Source organism: Knoellia sinensis KCTC 19936 (genome assembly GCF_000768705.1).
GTDB lineage: Bacteria > Actinomycetota > Actinomycetes > Actinomycetales > Dermatophilaceae > Knoellia > Knoellia sinensis.
Map to the genome: position 1 here is coordinate 40,331 of NZ_AVPJ01000010.1, position 19,774 is coordinate 60,104.

Consider the following 19,774-nt stretch of genomic DNA (forward strand, 5'->3'; position numbering starts at 1 on the left):
GCCACCAAACTGCGTCCAGTTTGTTCTTTCGCCACGACCACGCCGGCCTGTCGAGTTCTCGCGTCCCCGGCGATTCCGCCACTGTCCGGTCTGCGCAGATCCGGAAGACCAGAAGCCTGTCAGACTCCAGGCGTGGGCTATTGGGACAACCGGAAGTTGCGGGCTCTGCACCGACGGGTGCAGGCCGTTGATCCGCCCATGCCTTCCGACGACGCCTCGGACGGCGAGTGGGATGCGTGGGCGGACCTGCAGGACTTGCAGGCCACCCTGACCGGGTTGGCAAGCAGCCAGGGATCGCACCGCCCTTCAGCGGCAGACCGGTCGGAATGGCGCGAAACCGTCTCCGCTCACTTGGCCAAGCCTTCCGTCGTTGCGCTGCTCGGCGACGCGGCCGACGACGCGCGAAGCCTCGCCGCGGCCTTGGGTGCGTTGGGTACAGGCTGAGCTTCGGACCCTCGTTGATCAGCGGCATTAGAGGGGCGAATCACTTCTGCGAAGGTTGCTCAGGCGTACGCGGCATACCGCCGCTTGAAGGGGCGTGCTCTCCATGGCCTCGGCGGCTGCCTCGTGATCGCGGAGCACGCGATGCCGGTACATCCAACTCCCTTCTCTCGTCTTGCCTCGCTTCGGCCTGATTTTCGGCCCCTTCGGTAGGCCGCTAGGGCAAGAGGTCCAGGTACTTCTTGCGGGCGGGCATGGCGTGGATGACCATCTCCTCGCCACTCTCAAAGAGCAGAACGATGGTCTCCAACAGGCGAACTTGGGTGTCGAACCCCAAGCGCAGTTCCTCTTCGGCCAGTCGTCCTCGTCGAGCGGTTCGACCCAGAGCGACCACTCAGCCGCTTGAATCGCGTCATCGGCGTTGACGCCGTGCTTCAACGCGCCCGGATGGACCTTCACGCAGCGAAGTGGGCCAGCGCGGCCCGGATGGCCTCGGACCGGCTCATGTGGCCCTTGGCTGCCGCCGCGTCGAGAGCGTCGAGTTCCTCGACGGTCAATCGGACCGCGACGACCTGCATCGGCTCTGCCCCGCGTCCAGGTCGCCCACGCCCCCGACGCTTCAGTTCCTCGACGTCGTAGCCGACTTCGGCCTCATCGGCCCACTTCTGGATCTGCTCCTCGCTCACCATGCCCATATCGTATAACGAAAAGGTGTCCTGCTCCGGAGATGGGCGATTGGCGGACCATATGCCGGTACATCCAACTCATCCTTCGGTGCTCATCGTTCAACCGCGCGGCTTTCTGAGCAGCTCGATGGTGCAGGTGGGGCCGGTGGCATGGGCAAGCCGCTTGTCGCCCGTGAGCAGCGTGGTGTCCAGCGCCTCTGCCAGCGCGACGTAGGCGGCGTCGTAGGTGGTCAGGTTGTCCCGCAGCTCCCAGCAGCGCGGCAGCAGCGCAAGGTGCCCGGCGCGGTTCATCGGGAGAGCCCGCAGATCGGTCATGGCCAGCTCCGCCCGCCGGTTGTCGAGCAGGCCCACGCGGTTCTGACGACGCAGCACCGAGGCGACCTCGAGGTCGACCAGTTCTGGCGCGGCCAACGTCTCTCCGCGCAGCCGGGTGCGAGCGGCATCTCCGTCCGAGCCGTCATCGGCCAACGCGACCGCAAGGACGCTGGCGTCAACGACGAGCACGTTCCCCCTGCAGGGTCTTTACCGCGTGCGCGAGCGAGACCGACCCCCCGGATCGCCCGCCCGCCCGATCCAGGACCTCCTCCAACGTGGGCTGGCTGGCCTCGTCGATCAGCCGGGAGCGCAGGTACTCCTGCAGTGATTGGTGCGCGGCTGCTGCCCGTTGCCGCAACACTGCATGCGTGCTCTCCGGGACATCCTTGATCTGAACACTGGGCATAGCGCCATTTTGGCGCCAACGGCGCCGGAGCGCAACCGTACGCACCAGCATGGCTGGTGCGACTCGGGTCTGCGCCGGGCCACGAGCGGGCCATAGGTGGCGGCATGTACGGGTCGGCAGCGGGCATAGAGGGCAGTCGATTGAGCCTGTGAAGCGTGCGTGTGCGGGGGTTGGTGAGATTCCCAAGCTGGACGCAGATTCCCAAGCTGGGACACGCGGCTTCGATTTCCGTCACCGGCTCCGACTTTTACCGTCGGTCCAAGGTGCCTGCCGGCCAAGTTCTGGAGCGTGGAAGAGGTCAGGCTCCTTCAGCCGTGTCGCCGCGCGCCGGCGGGTAGGGCGTGAACATCCCGTCCGGTAGCCCGGCAACCACAGGGCTGACGGCGGACGCGGCCCCATCGACCAGATGTGCGGGGACCGTCCCGGCGGGCAGGCGCAATGCCTCGGCGAAGGCCGCGGCGTCTGCTGGGCGCTGCTCGGGCAGTTTGGCCAGACCGGCCAGCACCGTCGTGCGCAGAGGCTCGGGCACGGTCTCCGGCAACTGCGGCGCAGGCTGCCCCACGTGCGCGAGGGCGGTCGCAACCATCGACTCCCCCACGAAGGGTCGGGCGCCGCTGATCATCTCGAACCCGACGACCGCGAGCGAGTAGATATCGCTGGCGGGAGTGGCGGGGCGGCCCTGGACCTGCTCGGGGGAGAGGTAGTGGGCAGTGCCCAGCATCTCTCCGGTCTGGGTCAGGCCGGAGCCGGCCATCGCCTTGGAGATACCGAAGTCCGTCAGGCGCGCGTAGCCGTCCGCGTCCACCACGATGTTCGCCGGCTTCACGTCGCGGTGGACGACCCCGGCGTCGTGGGCCGCCTGAAGCGCCGACGCCGCTTGGTGGAGGATCTCCGTGACCTCGTCGGCGGGCAGCGGACCCCGCTCGCCGATGACGGCCGACAGCGGCTGGCCTTCGATCAGCTCCATCACGAGGAACGCCGATTCGTCGCCTTCGCCGAAATCGTGCACCGTGACGATGTTTGGGTGCTGGAGCGCGGCGGAGTTCACGGCCTCGACGCGGAACCGCTCGACGAACGACTCGTCGCCGCCGGAGTCGGGCCGGAGGACCTTGACGGCGACGGGTCGCTGCAGCGTCTCGTCCGTGGCGCGCCAGACCTGACCCATTCCGCCCTCGGCGATGAGCTCCTCGAGGCGGTATCGGTCGGTCAGCAGGAGACCGGGTGCAAAGTTCACGGGCGGAGCCCGCAAGCACGTGCGGCCGGGGATGCGCCGTGCGTCGGGAGACATGGTCGAACTGTGGTCACGAGAGTCCTGAGCGGGTGGGGTCCCTCCCATCGGAGGGAAGACAGGACAGCAGTGTCGCAGGTCGCAGACCTTCCATGGACATCGTGAGCGCGAGGCGTGACCGGTACCTGTCCGGGGACCCACCACCCCAGGCTCTGCCGAGTTCCCGGTCTAATGGCCCCCATCACCCCGCTTGGGAGGCCCGTCCAAGGCGCTCGACCCGCTCGCGGGCGACGTCATACGCTTCGTCGAGTCCTTGGTGGAGCAGGGTGATGAGGTCGGGCACTTCGTCGGCTGCGAGCCGGAAGGTGCTGACGCAGACGTTGTTGCGCCAGATCGAGAGGACGACGACCTGCTGCTCTTGGTGCCAGGTCGCGCGAAGCGAGCGGCCATCACCGCGGAGGTCGGTGAAGGCCGTCCCTGTGCGGGAGATGCGCTGCTGGGCCATGTGCCATTGTGACCCCGGCCCGGAAGGATCCACCAGACCCGTTCCTGCCTGCCTGTGCTCGGAGGTTCGCGAAGGGCCGACTCACTCGATTGAGTCGGCCCTTCGCGGCAGGCGCGATCGGTTCACCTGGTGACGGGTCGACGCGCCCCAGTCGCCTCAGTTCAGAGTTCGCGGATGACCTTCGCGGGTGAACCCACGGCCACGACGCCGGACGGCAGGTCTCGAGTCACGACTGACCCCGCACCGACGACCGTGTCGGCGCCGATGGTGACGCCGGGGCACACGATGACGCCTCCACCGAGCCAGACGTTGTCGCCAATCACGATGGGCTCTGCGGCCTCCCACTTGTCCCGCCGGGGATCGGGCTCGAGGGGGTGGGTCGCGGTCAGGAATTGGACGTTCGGGCCGATCTGCACATCGTCACCGATGGTCACCGTGGCGACGTCGAGGAAGATCACGCCCCAGTTGACGAAGGAGCGGGCGCCGATCGTCGTCTGGCAGCCGTAGTCGCACTGGAGCGGTGGTCGGATCTCGCTGCCCTCACCGAACGCTCCCAGCAACTCCACGAGCAGGTCACGGCGCCCGTCATGGTCGTTCGGGTCCATCGTGTTGATCTGATGCGTCAACCGCTGGGCGCGTTGTGACTCCTCGGCCAGCACAGGGTCGTCGGCAATGTACAACTCACCGGCCAGCATCCGTTCGCGCATGGTCTTCTCAGTCACCCTGCCAACGTACCGAAGCCGTCACGTGAGGCAGCCCGCTCAGAAGGCGAGGACGACCCTGCCCACCAGAGCGTCGACGGCGATGGACCCATAAGAGCGTGAGTCGATCGAGTCGGCGCGGTTGTCTCCGAGCACGAACACGGAGTCGGCCGGCACCGTCACGGGCCCGAAGTACGTCGAGTCGATCCGCGAGAGGTCGATCCCTGCTTCGTGCCGGGCAACGCCATCGACCATGAGCACCGCGTCCTCCAGCCCCACGGTCTGCCCACCCAGAGCCACCACCCGCTTAACGACGAGCTCCCCACCGTCCGGCTCACGGAACACGACCAGCTCACCCGCTCGAGGGGAGTCGAAGCGGAGCGTCACCTTGTCCACCACGACCCGGTCCCCGACCTCGAGCGCCGGCGACATGCTTCCGGACGCCACCCTCAACGGCTCGACCGCGGCGAAGAGAGCCACGAGCAAGAGGGCGGCAAGGACCAAGAGCACCACCCGCCCTCGTCGCCTGTGTGGCGACTCGGGACGAGCGGTCGTCACCTCGACGGCCGGATTCGCCTCACTCACGAGAACACGCCGCTGAGCCGAACTCCCCAGAGCAGCAGGGCGACACCGAGGAGGACGTTGACGGCGACCTTGCGCTCGCGACCGGGGAGGAGCGTGGCGAGGAGGCAGACGACGAGGAGTTCGCTCGACGTGGCCGCGAGGTCGGGCAGCCCCACCGCCTCCACCCGTTCACCGTCGCTGATGCGTTGACCCAGCATGGGTCCCTGGCCGTGCCCGCCGCCATGCCCGGAACCTTCAACCCCGGAACCTTCCACCCCGGAGCCTCCTGCCGCGGGACTGCCACGCGATGCTCCGAGCGGGATCCCCACAGTGCGTGTCATCAGATAGATGAGAACGACCATCAGATTGGTCGTGATCCCCACGACCACGAGCGGCACGGAGACCCGTCGCAGGATCACCTCCGCGAACCCCACCTGGAACAACCCCAGGACGATGAAGAAGACACCGAACACCCACCACTCCCGGTAGTAGGCCGGGGCGACCCCGAGGTGGATGGCGCCCGCCAGGGTCGAGGCGAGCGCGATCGACCACCGCGTCCAGGTCCCGGCCCGAGCCGAGCCGACCCGGGCAGCGGCCGGCTCCGACGCCTCCACCCCGGTCACGGACGTCATGGCCATCAGAGGGGCGGCGCGGGCAGGGGCTGCGACGGCGCCGTCGTCATGGGGTTGGCGCCGCCGGTCCCCACCTCGATCTGGCCCATCATGTCGTGGTCCTCGTGCACCAGGTTGTGGCAGTGGACCATGTAGCGGCCGACCTGGGGGCCGAACTTGGTGATGACCCGGACGCGCTCGTTCTCACCGATGTGAATGACGTCCTTGGGGCCCTCCTCGTAGTGCTCTGCCGGCACCAGGACCCCGTCGATGTCGATCTCGCGACTGAGGACCTTGACGTCGACGAGGTGGATGTGGAGCGGGTGGTGCCAGCCGCCGGAGTCGTTCTGGATCTCCCAGACCTCCACGTCATTGAGTCCGGGGTTGGCCAGCACCTGGGTGAACTGAGTGTCGACCACGTCCTGCCAGGTCAACTCGTTGATGGTCCATTCGCCGCCCTGTCGATCCAGGGAGATCGTCCGTCTGGTCATTTCGGGAGTCGGTTCCAGCGCCATAACCGCACAGTCGGGGTTGAGGACGTCGGGGATCGAGTTGTTGGTGTTCGCCCGCTTGACACTTCGCGCCACTTCGAACGCCATGATCTTGTCAGTGTGGGTGTAGCGGACGTTGTTCCTCGGGTTGACGTTCTCGAGGACGATCCGCTCGCCGCGCCGATACTTGGCGAAGTCGATGATGACCTCGTAGCGCTCCCCGCCGCTGAGGATCAGGCTGTCGACGGACTTCGGATGATCCGTGAATCCCCCATCGGTGGCAATCACGACCAGCGGCTCGCCACTGTCCAGTCGGAGGCGATACGACCGTGAGACCGACGCATTGAGCAGCCGGAAGCGGTACTTGCGAGGCTGCACCTTCATCAGCGGCCAGGGTCGCCCGTTGACGAGGATGACGTCGCCGAACAGACCCGACTGGTCGCCATCGTCGAAGAGCAGCTGGCCCTCGGTGTCGAACAGGGCGTCGCTGATGATGAGCGGCACGTCGTAGATCCCCTGCGGCAGCGGCAGCGACCTGCCGAGCGGGTCGAACACGCGATACATCCCCGCGAGACCCATGTAGACGTTCGGCGCCGTGTGGTGCACGCCGTGGTCGTGGTACCAGAGCGTCCGCCCGTCCTGGATGTTCGGGTAGCGGTAGTCCTTCCACGCACCGGGACGCGTGATGTCGTTCGCATAACCGTCGAACTGCGGCAGAGACGCCGAGCCGTGCAGATGCACGGACGTGGTGGGTGTGTAGCCCAGGTGCGCATGCGTCGCCGGGAGCTGGTTGATGTGTCGTGCATAGACCTCGCGGCCCTGCTGGACGTCGATCGTGGGACCGGGGAAGGAGCCGTTGTAGCCCCAGATCCGCGTCCGGAAGCCAGGGATGATCTGGGTGCTCTGTTCCCGCATCGTCATCGAATAGAAGTCGGTGTTCCCCGCGATCCTCACCGGCTTGGCCGTGGGCGGCACCGCGAACGGCGCCGTGAACGGTGCGGGGAGTGCGCTCTCCGCGAGGCGACTCTGTGCCGCAGCCTGCACACTCCGCTCGAGCGGGAGCAGCAGTGCACCCCCTGTCAAGGCGCCGAATGCCAGCGCCTCTCGTCGCGACAACTGCATGACTCCACCTTCCACCGCTTCCAGGTGGGGCTGGGGCCGGCTCTCGCCCAGTGCATCCGGAGGACGGGACACTCACGGCGGACGTCAGGCGGCGACCGCCAACTTGCACGATGGACGACAGGTGCCGCCATCCACTGCAGCGGGGGCCGGTGTCGTCGACGGCAGGTTCGAGGGCGCGCTTGCGCACCCACCCCTGCAGCCCTCGTCTTCACCCCTGCGTGCAGCCTGCCGCAACTCTTTCGTAGCGACCGGTGCAAGTCCATAGGCTTCTGGATGTGCCCCCCTCGGCGCAGTCCAACGCCCCAAGATGACCCGTTCCGACTACTCGACGACCACCCGACCGGCATCCAGGCCGCTCAGCGGACCCTCTCGGCGACGACACCGTGCTTGCGCACGCGCCCGCTCCGCAGCCAGTCTCCCCACAGGCGATGGCTGACCACCAGATCTTCTGCCTCGGCGTCCCCCACGGCCTCGGCGAGTTCCCCGACGTTTCGTTCGTACGCCACGGCCAGGCGATCGACAACGGCCAAGTGCGCAGGAGTGGTTTCCTCGCGCCACGTCACCTCCAGGCCCGCTTCGCTCAGGTCGCGTTCCAGATCCGGAAGCGGCTGGAGCCACACCGTTCCCCCACCTGGCATCGCGCCGCGTTCGCCTTCGGTGAGCGGGTCGCCAGCCTCGACCGTGAGCGCGAGACGGCCCCCGACCGGCAGGGCCCGCGCAATCGCACCGAGCAGCGCCCCCTTGTCCGGGAAAGCCAGCAGCGTCTCGATCAGCAGGACGACGTCGAAGGAGCCGGGCGGCAGGGGCGGCACCGCCGCCACCAAGAACTCGACCGCGCCCCCGACCGCGTCCCCCAACTCCGCAGCGCGGGCACGCGCCACCTCGATCGATCGCGGATTCTCGTCCACCCCGAGGTAGTCGCAGCCCGATTCGCGTGCGACCAGCAACCCCGGCCCCGCGATGCCGCAGCACAGGTCGAGGACGGAGCTGCCTGCCACGACCCCCGCACCAGCGGCCAGTTCGAGAACCTCGCTGGCGGTCACGAAACTCTCCTGACCCACGAAATCGCCTGTCGGGAAACCGGATTCGCGTGCCTCCCAGAGGATCCGCTCATTCCCCTCGAGACCCCCGGCAATCATCCGGCCCCCCGGGCGCCGGAGCGCGTGCTGAAGGCCGCGATGAACCGGTCGCGGAAGTCCGCCATGGGCCACACCGGGGCTGCTGCCTCGGGCCGCAAGCCGTCCGTCCATGCCCACTCCGACACAGCGTCCAGGACCGCCGGGTCCTTGGCGATGACACTCACGGGCACGTCTCGGTTGCCACCGAAGCCGGTGATGATCGTCGCGGGCTGGTGGTCGCCGAGCATGACCACGACCAGATCGTCATCGTGCCGACTCGCGACGAAGTCGAGCGCGCTCGTCAACGAATACGCGATGGAAGCCCGGTATGCCGGCGGCACGTCTTCGCGGTCACGCCACAGTTCCGCTGCAGTCACCGCTCGGTCGTGAACCTCGCGAAAGCCGGAGCCGTCACCGAGCTCTGCGGGATCGACGAACGTCGGGACCGGCGCCCAGGGGCCATGGCTCGAGGTGAGCTGGATCTGGGCCATCACCGGATCCCGCTGCGACACACCGATTTCCAGACGCTCGAACGCAGCGAGTGCAAACTGGTCCGGCACGTCTGAGAAGCCGAACTTCGGCCCGGCATACCCGAGACCGGCCGAGCCATGGATCGCGTCGAATCCATAGAAGTCCTCACCTTCGGGCCACTGGTCGCGGATCGAGGGCAACACGCCCACGGTCCGCCACCCAGCGTCGGAAAAGGCCGACGCGAGTGTCGTCCGGTCGCTGGCAAGGAGACGGTCGTAGCGATCCTGGTTGCTCACCTCGAGTCCGGACTGGAGTGTGGCGTGCGCGAGCCAACTGCTGCCACCGAACGTCGGCGATGTGAGATAGCCGCTCGCGGCCCGGAAGCCCAGGCCCCCCAGTCGATCGGCCCCCGAGTCGAGCACCTCCCGCACCTTCTCGGGTTCGGACCCCTCGAGTGACACCCGGCCATAGCTCTCGATGAAGATGAACAGCACATCCTTGCCCGCGAGCGCACTGAGGTCCCGCGAACCCTGCTGGGAGAAGTCGTCTGCGCCCAAAGCCCCCCGGAACTCCTCGCGGTCGGCCAGTGCTTCCGTCGACGCGCGCGCCTTGCCCACCAGATAGGGGCCCGTTCCGGCCACGGTCACCGGCACCCCCGCCGCCACCTGCGCCCCGGTCGCCGCTCCGACCAACCAGGCCGCAGTCAACACGGCAACGACCCGTATGCCGTGGCGCCGGTTCCGCGCCACCGTCTCCGTCACCCGCCCCACGGCCCAGGGCATCCCGACCACGGCGACACCGACGATGACGACCAACGCCACGGCGGACAGCCACGCGGCCCAGGTCCCGAACGAGTCGCGGACGAAGGCCAGACTCGACCCGATCAGGCTGGTGTCTGTCACGACGGTGAAGGGGCGGTTCAGGACGACGAAGGCGGCGATGTCCAGGAGCTTGAGGAGGGCCACGCCCGCCAGGACCAGTCCTCCACCGGTGACGACGACGCGGCGCGCCGCCGCAGGCAGCAGGAGCGCCAGAGCGGCCAGGATCACGATCTCGACCGGCAGTCGCAGCAGGGAGCCGGCGGTCACCCGGTCGGGTTGGTTCGGCAGCACGAGGGCGAACCACAGGAGCGCGACGGCCGCGACCCCAACCACGACCCGGCGACCGAGCGCCCGAGCCGGCGGAACCCGCCCACTCTCCTCGCCCACCCCGCCCACCCCGCCCACCTCAGCGGCCCGCACCTGAGATCGGTTGCGCCACAACGACCACACGTCGCGACCGAACGACTCCGCCAGGAGCGCGACCGCCACCACGACGACACCGATCGTGGCGACCCTCGGGAGCACGTCGGCCACCGCCACGACCAGCGCCACACCGACCACGGCCGTCACGACCTTGCGCCAGTAGCGATACGCGAGGTCGCCCCGCATCCACGGCAGCACAAGGCCCGCGGCTCCGAACACGTACCGCGCCAGCCCGGCCGCCACCACCCACCAGCCGACGACCGGTGCCGCCGCGACGCTCAGCACGAGGATGAGGAAGGCATCGACCTCGCCGTCGAAGCGCCCCCCGAATGCCGACGCAGTCCCGGTGTGCCGGGCGACGTAGCCGTCCACGGCATCGCCGGCGAGCGCCGGAATCGCAAGTCCGAGAACGGCATACGGCAAGGATTCGTCACCGACGGAGGACGCGACGAGCCCCGCGACGACGCACGCCATCAGCCCACGCCCGTACGTGATGTAGTCCGCCGGGCCCATGCGACCGGTGTCCGCACTCCGCACGCCACGGACGAGGAACGCCGTCAGGAGCAGGCCACATCCAAGTGTGACGCCCCACCCCAGCAGGCCGTCCACGGCGTCACAGGCCGAAGACCGAGGCCGGCTCGAAGGTGTGAGCGCCGCGGGTCGCCTTCGTCGCGAGGTAGCGCGCGTTCGTCGGACTCCAGTGGACCTCGGTCGGAACCCGTGAGCTGACCGTCACCCCGAGACGGCCCAGTTGTTCGGCCTTGTCGGGGTTGTTGCTCAGCAGCGCCACACGCGGCAGCTCGAGGGCGTGGATCATCTGGGCAGCCGCCGTGTAGTCGCGCTCGTCGGCGTCGTACCCCAGGGCGACGTTGGCCTCGTAGGTGTCGAGTCCGGCGTCCTGGAGCGCATAGGCGTCGACCTTCGCGTAGAGCCCGATGCCCCGGCCCTCCTGCCTCAGGTAGAGCAGGTAGCCACCCACCTCCGCGATCCGCTCGACCGCCTCACGCATCTGCGGGCCGCAGTCGCAGCGCTGGCTCCCGAACACGTCCCCGGTGAGGCATTCGCTGTGGAGCCGCACGAGGGGTTCAGCCGCGGAGCGGGCCTCACCGAGCCCCACGGCGATGTGCTCGAGTCCGTCCACGAGACCCTTGAAGGTGATGACTCGCGCCGGAGTGGTGAACCCGTCGGGGAAGCGCATCGGCACCATGACCTCGGTGCGGATGGCCGCAGTGGGTGGGCGCTTCACGACACCACCTCCGCCAGGACGTCGCGTGCTTCTCGGGCGAACCTGGTCGTGAGCGCGTAGCGCAGCAGGACGACGTCGCCGATCCGGCGCACGTCCGCGAGCTCGGCCCGGTGATCGCGATTCCAGGGCAGGGGGCCGTCGCCGACGACGCGATGCGCCCGCGAGTCGCCGACGAAGAGGGGCGCCACGACGACGTGCAGTTCGTCGGCCAGCCCCGCGCGGAGGAACTGGGTGTGCACCGTCTGGCCGCCCTCGACGAGGAGCCGCCCCACTCCCCTGCCGGCGAGGTCCTCACTCACCGCGCGCATGCCCGGCTCAGCCCCGGCGTCCACGACGACAGCCGCGGAACCGAGCCGGGCCCGGGTCGCCTTGGTGGTGGCGCTGGAGCAGTAGACGAGTTTGTCCGTGCCGTCGTCGGCGAAGAACGCGGCCTCCGCATCCAGACGATTCGTATGCCGTGTCAGCGTCACCTTCGTGGGTGACGCCGGCTTCCCCTCCGCGACCCGGCACAGACGGCGGCGCTCCGACCGCACGAGGAGCCGCGGGTTGTCGGCGCGGACGGTCCCGGCGCCGACGAGGATGGCGTCGCTGTCAGCCCGCACGGCGTCGACCCGGTCGAGGTCGGCCTCGTTGGACAGGATGAGCCGCCGACCCGAGGCGTCGTCGAGGTAGCCGTCGAGGGAGATGGCGCAGCTGAGCACGGTGTAGGGCCGATCAGCCATGGGCCGACACCTCCACGGTCGCCGGGGACGGCAGTCCCGCGATGCGTGATCGCCGGGCCTGAAGGAGCAGGACGACGGCCCCGGGAAGGTTGGCGACCGTCACGATGACGCCGTAGGCGACGGCCACCGCCAGGCCTTGGCTCGCCGTGGCCCCTGTCGCCGCGAAGGCCCATGCTGCCGCGCCTTCACGCGGACCCCATCCCGCGAGGCTCAGGGGCAGGCCCGCCAGGAGGAGCACCACCAGCGCCAGAGGGACCAGCCGGCCCGGCTCGACGCTGACGCCCACGGTTCGGGCGGCGATCAGGAACGTCGCGACGTGGCCGACGACGACCACGACCGAGGCGACGAGCACCCGCGCCAGCGGGGCCGAAAGGTCGTGGCGCACGGCCCAGGCACCACCGATCAGCAGCAGCACGATGCCAACTGCCACCAGCCCGACCTTCGCCGCAGGCCCGGTCACGTCGAAGGGGTCGGCGACGACGAGTGCCGCGACGGCGAAGGCGGCCAGGACAACCTGGTTGGAGACGCGCTCCCACACGACAGCCCGCACGGCCCGACCCATGGCGTCGACCCGGCGACCGTGGCGCAGCCCGCGCTCGACGTCGCCGACGACACCTCCGGGCAGGGTGAGGTTGAGGAACTGCGAGCGGTAGCAGGCGGCCGTGGCCGACGACAACGGCAGACCCACGCGCAGGTGCTCGGCAACGACCTTCCATCGCCAGGCCGCACCCACCGTCGTGACCGCAGCGAGAGCGGTCCCCAGCACGAGTGCCCCGGGCTCGATGGCGTGCAGGGCCTCGATGACCGCTGCCCCTCCCAACTGGGCGACGAGGGCAGCGAGGATCGCGGCGCCGCCCAGCGGTCGCACCCATCGAGTCCAGGTCCTGTCGATCCTCGCCTCCCATCCAGGACGGCGCCCGCCCGGCTCCGGGCGCCACAGCCTGCCAACCCAACTCACGGACGACGAGCCGCTCTGGTTCACCCGGAGGGTGCGCCGTGGGTCCAGCCTGCCCGCTCACCACCCGGCAGCGCCAGCACATCGACGTGGTCGACGCGGACCCGGAGCCGACCCTCGGCGAGTTCGACGCGGCGCATGGCGAGGTAGGCATCGGCCTCCCGGCGAAGCTCCGGTCGCTGCTCCACGGCGGCCCCCACCCATCCCGTGAGCCACTGGCCGATCAGGGGTCCGTGGTGGGCGTCGAGCTCCCACGGGCTGCGTTCGACCAGGACCCGGCTCCCGAATCCTGCGAACAACCCGCTGGCGGCGGCACCCGCGTCCGGCCCCAGCAGCGTGCGACCCCCCACGGTGCGGCGTTGGTGGTCGTTGAACGCGTCACCCAGTTCGTCATCCAACGGGTGGGGCGGCGAGAGTTCCACGTGTCCCAGGACCGTGAGGCTGAAGAGGGTCGGGCAGTCGGCCGACACGCAGGTGCGGACGACTCGCTCCAGTTCATCGGCGGTGAGCATGTCGAGCAACGCGGACGCGGTGATGAGGGAGGCTCCTGCCACGTCGTCCGGCGAGAGGCGCGTGAGGTCGTCCCGCCTCGCTTCCACCGTCACCGGAAGCTCGTCGCGGGAGTCCGGAGGCACGTCATGGCGAGCAACCCACAGCAGGTCCTCGTCCCGGTCGTGGAGGACCCAGTGCTGCGGCCCCGGCAGCCTCGGTGCGATCCAGCGCCCCAACGAACCACTACCGGCGCCGAGGTCGTGGATGACCTGAGTTCGGTTGTGGGACAAGGCTTCTGCCACCTCACGCACGAGCACACGAGATCTCGCCGCGGCATCGGCCTCCTCCCGCAGCCGCAGCCACGAGACACTCACGCGCACCTCGACGTCGCTGACGTCGCTCATGCGGCCACCTCCGCCACGTGCGTCAGAACGTGTGACATCGCATCCGCCGTCTCCGACCAGTCGTGCAGGTCGGCCCGACGCTCCCGGGCCGCTCTCCGGAGGTCACTCCGCAGGGCGCCGTCCGTGAGCCACCGCCGCAGTGCCGCTGCGAGCGACTCGGCATCCTCGGGCGGCACGAGAATCCCGGGCCGATGCCCGCTCGGCGCGCGCCCCAGTGCCTCCGGCAGTCCCCCCACGTCGGAGCCGATGACCGGCACACCCCGCGCAAGGGCCTCGGTGACGACGAGGCCGTAGGTCTCGGTCCGAGAAGGGGCGACCACGAGATCAGCCGTCGCGTACACGGCATACAGATCAGCACCGACCCTCGCGCCGGGGAAGGTGACGCGGTCCCCGAGGTCCGTCGAGCTGACACTCGCTCGCAGCCGATCGGCGAACTCCGGCTCCACGGTCAGGGAACCGACGCAACGACACCCCCACTCCAGGTCGACGATCTCGCGCAGTGCGTCGACGAGGACGTCCTGCCCCTTGATCGGCGTGACCGCACCCACGCAGAGAAGCCTGCTGCCGTCCGCACTCGCGGCGGTCACGGCGGCGGCGGCGACGCCGGGGAGCACCACCTGGACCCGGCTCGCGTCGAGGTCGTAGTTCGTGAGCAGCCACTCCCTCGTCCACCGGCTCGTCACCACGACGGCCCGCGCGGCATCGAGGGCTGCCTGCTCGCGCGCTCGGACGGCTCCGGCCGCGGCGACTCCGAGTGGAAGGTGGACCAGGATCACGATCCGGAGCCGGTGCGCCTCGGGTGCGAGCACGTCCGGCGCGGACGAGGCGATGAGTCCGTCGACGACGACAAGACCCTTGTCCGGTATGCCGGCCAGCTCCGCTCCCAGCGCGGCTCTCGCCACGCTGTCCGCATCTGGCCACGTGCCCGCCATGGCGTACTGGTGGACGACCCAGCCGTGGCGGCGCAGGCCCGTGCCCACCTGCACGTCATAGGTGTTGCCGCCACTGGGAGAGCGCGGGTCGTCCACCGTGTCGGGGACGATGACATGGACGGCGCTCATGGCGCGCGCTCGTACGACGCCCACGCGATGTGGGACTCGTGGAGGGTCACGGCGATGGTCGAGATCTGCTCCGCGCTGGCGCCGAGCTCCCCTGCGCGGAGGCGAGCGGCCAGTCGGTCGGCAACGACCTCGGCCAGCCGTTCCGTTGTCGTGGTGACGCCCTCGAGGGTGGGGTCATCGTCGAGGTTGCGATAGGTCAGCTCGCCGAGGACCCCGCCGAGCGCCTCGGACGCCCGGCCGATGTCGACGACCAGTCCGTCATCGTCCAAGGCCTGCGCGCGGAAGGTCGCGTCCACGAGGTAGGTCGCGCCATGGAGCTTCTGGGCCGGTCCGAAAACCTCACCCGGCAGGCTGTGGGCGATCATCATGTGGTCGCGGACGGTGACGCTGTACATACGCCTAGTCCTCGTCGTAGCTGATGGTGTGGCACAGGGCGTGGAGCTCGCCGGACGCCAGGTCGCGCATGACGCGCGGCAGATCCGCGAAGGGCGACGTCCCGGTGATGAGGACGTCGAACGCCGGGTCGCGCAGGAGGTCGAGCGCCAGTCGCAACCGGTCCCGCGTGGTGCGCCGGCTCCGCCGAGACCGTGACACCACACCCACCTGGCTGGCCCGGATCGCCAGTCGACCGGAGTGGAAGGCGCCGCCGAGCCGCAGCCCGACTTCCAGGTCGCCGTACCAACTGAGGTCGATCACCTCGCCCTCCGGGCCGAGCAGGTCGAGTGAGAGCTGGAGTCCGGATCCCGTGGCGCTCGTATGGACGACGAGGTCGCGACCGGAGGGCGCGTCGGCGGGGAGGGCGAAATCCGCACCCAGTGCCAGCGCTGCAGGCGCGTGCCGCTCGTCGACGTCGACCACCGTCACCTCGGTGCCCTCGATGCCGACGAGCAGGCGGGCGACGCACAGGCCCACCATCCCCCCGCCCACGACCGCGATCCGGTCGCCGATGAGTGGCTTGGCGTCCCACACGGCGTTGATCGCGGTCTCGACCGTCCCCGCGAGCACCGCCCGCTCGGCCGGAACCCTGTCGGGCACGAGGATGACCGCGTCAGCCGGGACGACGTATGCCGTCTGGTGCGGGTGCAGACAGAAGACCGTCTGCCCCAACAGGTCACGCGATCCGTCGTCGCCGACCTGGTCCACGACGCCGACGTTGAGGTAGCCGTATTTCACCGGACCGGGGAAGTCGCCCTCTTGGAACGGCGCTCGCATCGCGGCGTACTGGTCCTCTGGGACACCGCCACGGAAGACCAACGTCTCGGTGCCCCTGCTCACCCCCGAGTGCACCGTCCGCACCCGCACCTCACCGACGTCGGGGTCGCGGATCTCGACGGGTCTGATCTCTCCAGCGCCGGGTGCGCGCACCCAGAAGGCGCGAGCCACCGCCGTCACCGGGCCACCTCGCGCGTTCGTCGCACGATGGACACACGGACGCGACGCGCAGCCGGTTCAACTGAACCGCGCGGGATCGGCAGCCGTGAGCAAGGACGACGGGTGATGCAGCGCTTCGGCGCCACGACGGCATACCTCTGTCGTCAGGTTCGCATCCACTCGGATCGGATCCGACGGGCTCGGATCGGATGGGAGACACACCATGTGGATTCGGCTCGTGACGGCGCTGGCGGCCCTCGTGTCCGCGGCGGTGCACTTCATTCTGTGGTGGTTCCAGGACTACAAGGACATCGACGTCATCGGCCCGGCGTTCCTGCTCAACGCGGTCGCGGGCGTGGTGATCGCGGTCCTGCTGCTGCGCTGGCACCACTGGATCCCCGCGTTCCTCGTCGTCGGGTTCGGCGCGAGCACATTGGGCGCGTTCATCCTCTCGACGACCGTCGGGCTCTTCGGGGTGAACGAGGAGTGGAGCGGCGGGTGGCAGTTGACGGCGGCCGCGTCCGAGGTCATCTGCATCCTGGGCGGGCTGTTCCTGCTCCGGGAGGGTTTTGCCCTGGGGCGCAAGGACCACGTCTCGAAAGAGCACGCCCACCTGCCCTGAGCCGACCCCTCTCGTACCGAACTCACCCAATTGGACGGATGCGTACCGAACCCACCCAATTGGACGGATGCGTACCGAACCCACCCAATTGGACGGATGCGTACCGAACCCACCCAATTGGACGGATGCGTACCGAACCCACCCAATTGGACGGATGCGTACCGAACCCACCCAATTGGACGGATGCGTACCGAACCCACCCAATTGGACGGATGCGTACCGAACCCACCCAATTGGACGGATGCGTACCGAACCCACCCAATTGGACGGATGCGTACCGAACCCACCCAATTGGACGGATGCGTACCGAACCCACCCAATTGGACGGATGCGTACCGAACCCACCCAATTGGACGGATGCGTACCGAACCCACCCAATTGGACGGATGCGTACCGAACCCACCCAATTGGACGGATGCGTACCGAACCCACCCAATTGGACGGATGCGTACCGAACCCACCCAATTGGACGGATGCGTACCGAACTCACCCAATTGGACGCATGCGTACCGAAGTCACCTCGGAATCAGACGCCGACGCGCAGGACCACAGCTCCGTCCGACGAGCGCATCTCCACCTCGGCGATATCACTGCGTTCCGTCGCCGTCGCCGCGGACACACGCATCGTGCGCCCGGGAAGGCCGCGCCACGTGGCGACTTCCTCCGTTTCGCCGGACTTGGTGCGGATGACGAGTGCGTACTCACCGGCGGGTGAGGCTGTGCCGTACTCCTCGTGGGCCCCGGAAGTCTCGTCACCCGAGTCGTAGGAGCACGTGAGCTCGAGCCGGGTACCCCACGAAACCCCGGCAACGCGGACATCGGCCCGGACGGGGGTCGGCCCCACCGCGACCATGGCCTGGGTGGGGACGGTGCTGGAGGGGCTGGGTGAGGAGGTGGCGCTGGGCGCGGCAGCCGGCGCGGCGCCTCCAGACTCGCGACCGCCGGAGAGAACTCCGGAGACGGCGAGCGCACCCACCGCGATCGCTGCCACCGACGCGGCGACCGCGGCCGTGAGGGCCGTCCGGCGACGCTCGGCGCGCCGAGTCTGAGCGAGCACCCTCGGCAGGAGTGACGGCGGGACCGGCGGCAGCTCCGGGTCCTCGAGGTCGGCGAGGTTCACCTGAGCCAGGAGCCCCGGCAGGCCGGCGAGTTCGCGGACCCTGCGGCTGCAGTCCTCGCATCCCGCGAGGTGGTGTTCGAACTCGAGGCGCTCGCTGGGGGACAACGACCCGAGCACGTAGGCGCCGTCGTCACGGACGAAGTCGCACGTCATGCCCCCACCCCCATCTCTTGGAGGGTGAGACGCAGGGCCCGGAGCGCATAGTGCGTCCGCGACTTCACCGTGCCGTCGGGGATCCCGAGCCGGCGAGCGGCTTCGGCGACCGATGACCCACGGAAGTAGCACTCCACGAGCACGGCCCGGTGATCGGGCGAGAGCCGGAGCAGTGCGTCGGCGACCACCCAGCGCAGCAACATCTGGTCCGTGTGGTCGCTGCCCTCGCGCGCCTCGGGCACGTCCGCGACGGGCAGTTCATGGCGGGCCCGCGACGTGCGCCACTCGTCGATGACGATGTTGCGGGCGACGGTGAACAGCCAGGCGCGCACGGATCCGTGGCTCTCGTCGAGCCGTTCGCCGTTGCGCCAGGCGCGCATGAGCGTCTCCTGGACGACATCCTCCGCACGCGCGTGGTCGCGTCCGGTGAGGGTCAGGCAATAGCCCCAGAGGGCAGCGGCGTGCTCGTCGTGCAGCTGCTGCATGAGCACTGCGCCACTGTCAGCCATGGGACCTCCCACAGAGGCCATACGCAGCCCGTGCGGCCACGGTTCAGCAGCAGCACGGGACGACGTGCCTGTGACTGGAACGTTCCTCCCGCACTCGCTCTCCTGTCAACGACCTTGGCGACTGCACGGACCTTGGGCGATTGCGCCGACCCTGATCGCTTCAGCAGGCGACGCTGCTCGGTGAGATCGCGGTTGCTCCCCGGTTGCGGCACACCGACAGGCCACGGTTGGCCAGCCCGGACTTCATCTGCGACAGGGCCGTGCTGTTGAAACCTCGCCACTGCATGTGCATGAGCACCGTGCTGCCGGCGCGCGAGTTGTTCACGACGTAGGACACGACGGACGCCTGGGACTTGCCCCTGTAGTCGGTCGTGTCGACGGTCCACATCCAGACCCGCATGCTCTTGGACGCGTAGGCGTTGAGCACCGTGTTGTTGTAGGCGCCGTAGGGCGGCCGGCCATACGACGTCACCACGCCCGGAGCGCTGAGCTGCGCTCGGACGTTGGTGTAGCTGAGGTTCCTCAGGTCGGGGTGCGAGACGGAGTGGTTGAAGACGTAGTGGCCGTGCGCCCTCGCGTACGACGGACTGAACCGTCCTGCGGTGATGCAGTTGCCCGTCGGGAAGAGGGCGAGGGCGATGCCCAGCCGTTCGGCGCCGAGCACGGCGCTCTGGAAGGAGGAGTAGCTCGACGGGCAGTCGTCGAAGCTGAGGACGACCCGGCTCGTGCTGTTGGGCCCCCTCGTGCGGGAGTACAGCGTGGCGCCATTGACCAGCGCACCCCACGTCGCCGGCCCCACCACGGCATCGATGCGCAGCCCGACGCGGTCGGACTGGAACCGGCGCACGGCCAGTGCCGTCGCCGAACCGAAGGAACCAGTGGCACCCGAACTCCCGACCGAGTAGCCCTTGGCGATGAGGGCGCGCTGGAGGACGGTGACACAACTTCCCGTGTCCCCTTGGCGGAGTTCGGGCCGGGAGGCCACGGCAGTGCTCGACGAGCACGATCGGACCGCGGCCTGGGCCGACGAGGCCAGACTGGTCGAGGCCACGGCCGGCACGGTGACGAGTCCGAGCGACAGCGCGAGAACGGAGGCGAGCTTCGAGAGGCGCGAGCGGCGCCCCGCTGGTGACGTGGTCATGGGATGCTCCGGGTGCGCCGGCGATCCCCTGGTGGGCACGGGCCCCGGAGCGTCAGCCGAGCGTCCACAGTCACC

At 69.1% G+C, this 19,774-nt stretch carries 24 protein-coding genes; 2 read left to right on the forward strand and 22 right to left on the reverse strand.

The window, feature by feature from the left end; translation table 11 throughout:
* Window positions 1-198 precede the first annotated feature (198 nt).
* A complete protein-coding gene (locus N802_RS13080; protein WP_035916978.1) occupies window positions 199-444 on the forward strand; it encodes a hypothetical protein in 246 nt (81 codons plus the stop codon).
* A gap of 214 nt (window positions 445-658) precedes the next feature.
* Here N802_RS13080 and N802_RS21065 read toward each other — a convergent pair whose 3' ends face one another.
* From N802_RS21065 to N802_RS13175, 19 genes are all read right to left on the reverse strand, one after another.
* Window positions 659-778 carry a toxin-antitoxin system toxin subunit gene (locus N802_RS21065; protein ID WP_342666765.1) on the reverse strand — a complete coding sequence of 40 codons (120 nt, stop codon included), beginning with the start codon at window positions 776-778 and terminating at the stop codon, window positions 659-661.
* Window positions 779-896: 118 nt separating this feature from the next.
* Window positions 897-1,136: a ribbon-helix-helix protein, CopG family gene (locus N802_RS13090; protein WP_035916981.1), complete on the reverse strand. Its 240-nt coding sequence runs from the start codon at window positions 1,134-1,136 to the stop codon at window positions 897-899.
* A gap of 90 nt (window positions 1,137-1,226) precedes the next feature.
* The gene (locus tag N802_RS13095) at window positions 1,227-1,631 is read right to left on the reverse strand and encodes a type II toxin-antitoxin system VapC family toxin (protein ID WP_035916982.1); all 405 of its coding nucleotides are present in this window, start codon (window positions 1,629-1,631) and stop codon (window positions 1,227-1,229) included.
* The gene (locus N802_RS13100; RefSeq protein ID WP_035916984.1) at window positions 1,618-1,848 is read right to left on the reverse strand and encodes a FitA-like ribbon-helix-helix domain-containing protein; all 231 of its coding nucleotides are present in this window, start codon (window positions 1,846-1,848) and stop codon (window positions 1,618-1,620) included. The genes N802_RS13095 and N802_RS13100 overlap by 14 nt, the downstream gene beginning before the upstream one ends.
* 298 nt (window positions 1,849-2,146) lie before the next feature.
* On the reverse strand, window positions 2,147-3,136 hold the full coding sequence (locus N802_RS13105; RefSeq protein ID WP_084072199.1) for a serine/threonine-protein kinase: 990 nt from the start codon (window positions 3,134-3,136) through the stop codon (window positions 2,147-2,149).
* Window positions 3,137-3,317: 181 nt separating this feature from the next.
* Entirely contained in the window at window positions 3,318-3,581 is a 264-nt protein-coding gene (locus N802_RS13110) for a hypothetical protein (protein WP_035916991.1), read from the reverse strand.
* A 161-nt stretch (window positions 3,582-3,742) separates the two neighbouring features.
* Window positions 3,743-4,303: a sugar O-acetyltransferase gene (locus tag N802_RS13115; RefSeq protein ID WP_342666766.1), complete on the reverse strand. Its 561-nt coding sequence runs from the start codon at window positions 4,301-4,303 to the stop codon at window positions 3,743-3,745.
* A gap of 39 nt (window positions 4,304-4,342) precedes the next feature.
* Window positions 4,343-4,867, reverse strand: coding sequence for a signal peptidase I (gene lepB, locus N802_RS13120; RefSeq protein WP_245613938.1), 525 nt, complete (start codon window positions 4,865-4,867; stop codon window positions 4,343-4,345).
* Complete coding sequence (locus tag N802_RS13125; RefSeq protein WP_156971400.1) at window positions 4,864-5,478, reverse strand: hypothetical protein; 615 nt, start codon at window positions 5,476-5,478, stop codon at window positions 4,864-4,866. The genes lepB and N802_RS13125 overlap by 4 nt, the downstream gene beginning before the upstream one ends.
* A 5-nt stretch (window positions 5,479-5,483) precedes the next feature.
* Window positions 5,484-7,070, reverse strand: a complete 1,587-nt coding sequence (locus N802_RS13130) for a multicopper oxidase family protein (RefSeq protein ID WP_035916996.1) — start codon at window positions 7,068-7,070, stop codon at window positions 5,484-5,486.
* Between the two features lie 356 nt (window positions 7,071-7,426).
* Complete coding sequence (locus tag N802_RS13135) at window positions 7,427-8,113, reverse strand: SAM-dependent methyltransferase (protein ID WP_035917000.1); 687 nt, start codon at window positions 8,111-8,113, stop codon at window positions 7,427-7,429.
* Between the two features lie 92 nt (window positions 8,114-8,205).
* Complete coding sequence (locus N802_RS13140) at window positions 8,206-10,512, reverse strand: CDP-alcohol phosphatidyltransferase family protein (RefSeq protein ID WP_052109930.1); 2,307 nt, start codon at window positions 10,510-10,512, stop codon at window positions 8,206-8,208.
* A 4-nt stretch (window positions 10,513-10,516) separates the two neighbouring features.
* A complete protein-coding gene (locus N802_RS13145) occupies window positions 10,517-11,110 on the reverse strand; it encodes a GTP cyclohydrolase II (protein ID WP_035917209.1) in 594 nt (197 codons plus the stop codon).
* Window positions 11,111-11,145: 35 nt separating this feature from the next.
* Window positions 11,146-11,871: a RibD family protein gene (locus N802_RS13150; protein ID WP_035917003.1), complete on the reverse strand. Its 726-nt coding sequence runs from the start codon at window positions 11,869-11,871 to the stop codon at window positions 11,146-11,148.
* Entirely contained in the window at window positions 11,864-12,739 is an 876-nt protein-coding gene (locus N802_RS13155; protein WP_035917006.1) for a lysylphosphatidylglycerol synthase domain-containing protein, read from the reverse strand. The genes N802_RS13150 and N802_RS13155 overlap by 8 nt, the downstream gene beginning before the upstream one ends.
* A 110-nt stretch (window positions 12,740-12,849) precedes the next feature.
* Window positions 12,850-13,722 (reverse strand): class I SAM-dependent methyltransferase, encoded by an 873-nt coding sequence (locus tag N802_RS13160; protein ID WP_052109931.1) that lies wholly within the window; start codon window positions 13,720-13,722, stop codon window positions 12,850-12,852.
* Window positions 13,719-14,783, reverse strand: coding sequence for a glycosyltransferase family 4 protein (locus N802_RS13165; protein ID WP_035917008.1), 1,065 nt, complete (start codon window positions 14,781-14,783; stop codon window positions 13,719-13,721). The genes N802_RS13160 and N802_RS13165 overlap by 4 nt, the downstream gene beginning before the upstream one ends.
* Entirely contained in the window at window positions 14,780-15,178 is a 399-nt protein-coding gene (locus tag N802_RS13170; RefSeq protein ID WP_035917011.1) for a 6-pyruvoyl trahydropterin synthase family protein, read from the reverse strand. Before N802_RS13170 ends, N802_RS13165 begins: the two co-directional genes overlap by 4 nt.
* A gap of 4 nt (window positions 15,179-15,182) precedes the next feature.
* The gene (locus N802_RS13175) at window positions 15,183-16,175 is read right to left on the reverse strand and encodes a zinc-dependent alcohol dehydrogenase (RefSeq protein ID WP_035917013.1); all 993 of its coding nucleotides are present in this window, start codon (window positions 16,173-16,175) and stop codon (window positions 15,183-15,185) included.
* A 202-nt stretch (window positions 16,176-16,377) separates the two neighbouring features.
* Between N802_RS13175 and N802_RS13180 the strand changes: the two genes are divergently transcribed.
* On the forward strand, window positions 16,378-16,776 hold the full coding sequence (locus N802_RS13180) for a hypothetical protein (protein WP_035917016.1): 399 nt from the start codon (window positions 16,378-16,380) through the stop codon (window positions 16,774-16,776).
* Between the two features lie 526 nt (window positions 16,777-17,302).
* Here N802_RS13180 and N802_RS13185 read toward each other — a convergent pair.
* The 3 genes from N802_RS13185 to N802_RS13195 all read right to left on the reverse strand — a co-directional run bounded on the left by N802_RS13185 (window position 17,303) and on the right by N802_RS13195 (window position 19,699).
* Window positions 17,303-18,049, reverse strand: coding sequence for an anti-sigma factor family protein (locus N802_RS13185; protein ID WP_035917018.1), 747 nt, complete (start codon window positions 18,047-18,049; stop codon window positions 17,303-17,305).
* Window positions 18,046-18,558, reverse strand: a complete 513-nt coding sequence (locus N802_RS13190) for a sigma-70 family RNA polymerase sigma factor (protein WP_052109932.1) — start codon at window positions 18,556-18,558, stop codon at window positions 18,046-18,048. The genes N802_RS13185 and N802_RS13190 overlap by 4 nt, the downstream gene beginning before the upstream one ends.
* A 160-nt stretch (window positions 18,559-18,718) precedes the next feature.
* Window positions 18,719-19,699, reverse strand: a complete 981-nt coding sequence (locus tag N802_RS13195) for a peptidoglycan-binding protein (RefSeq protein WP_035917022.1) — start codon at window positions 19,697-19,699, stop codon at window positions 18,719-18,721.
* Between the last annotated feature and the right edge of the window lie 75 nt (window positions 19,700-19,774).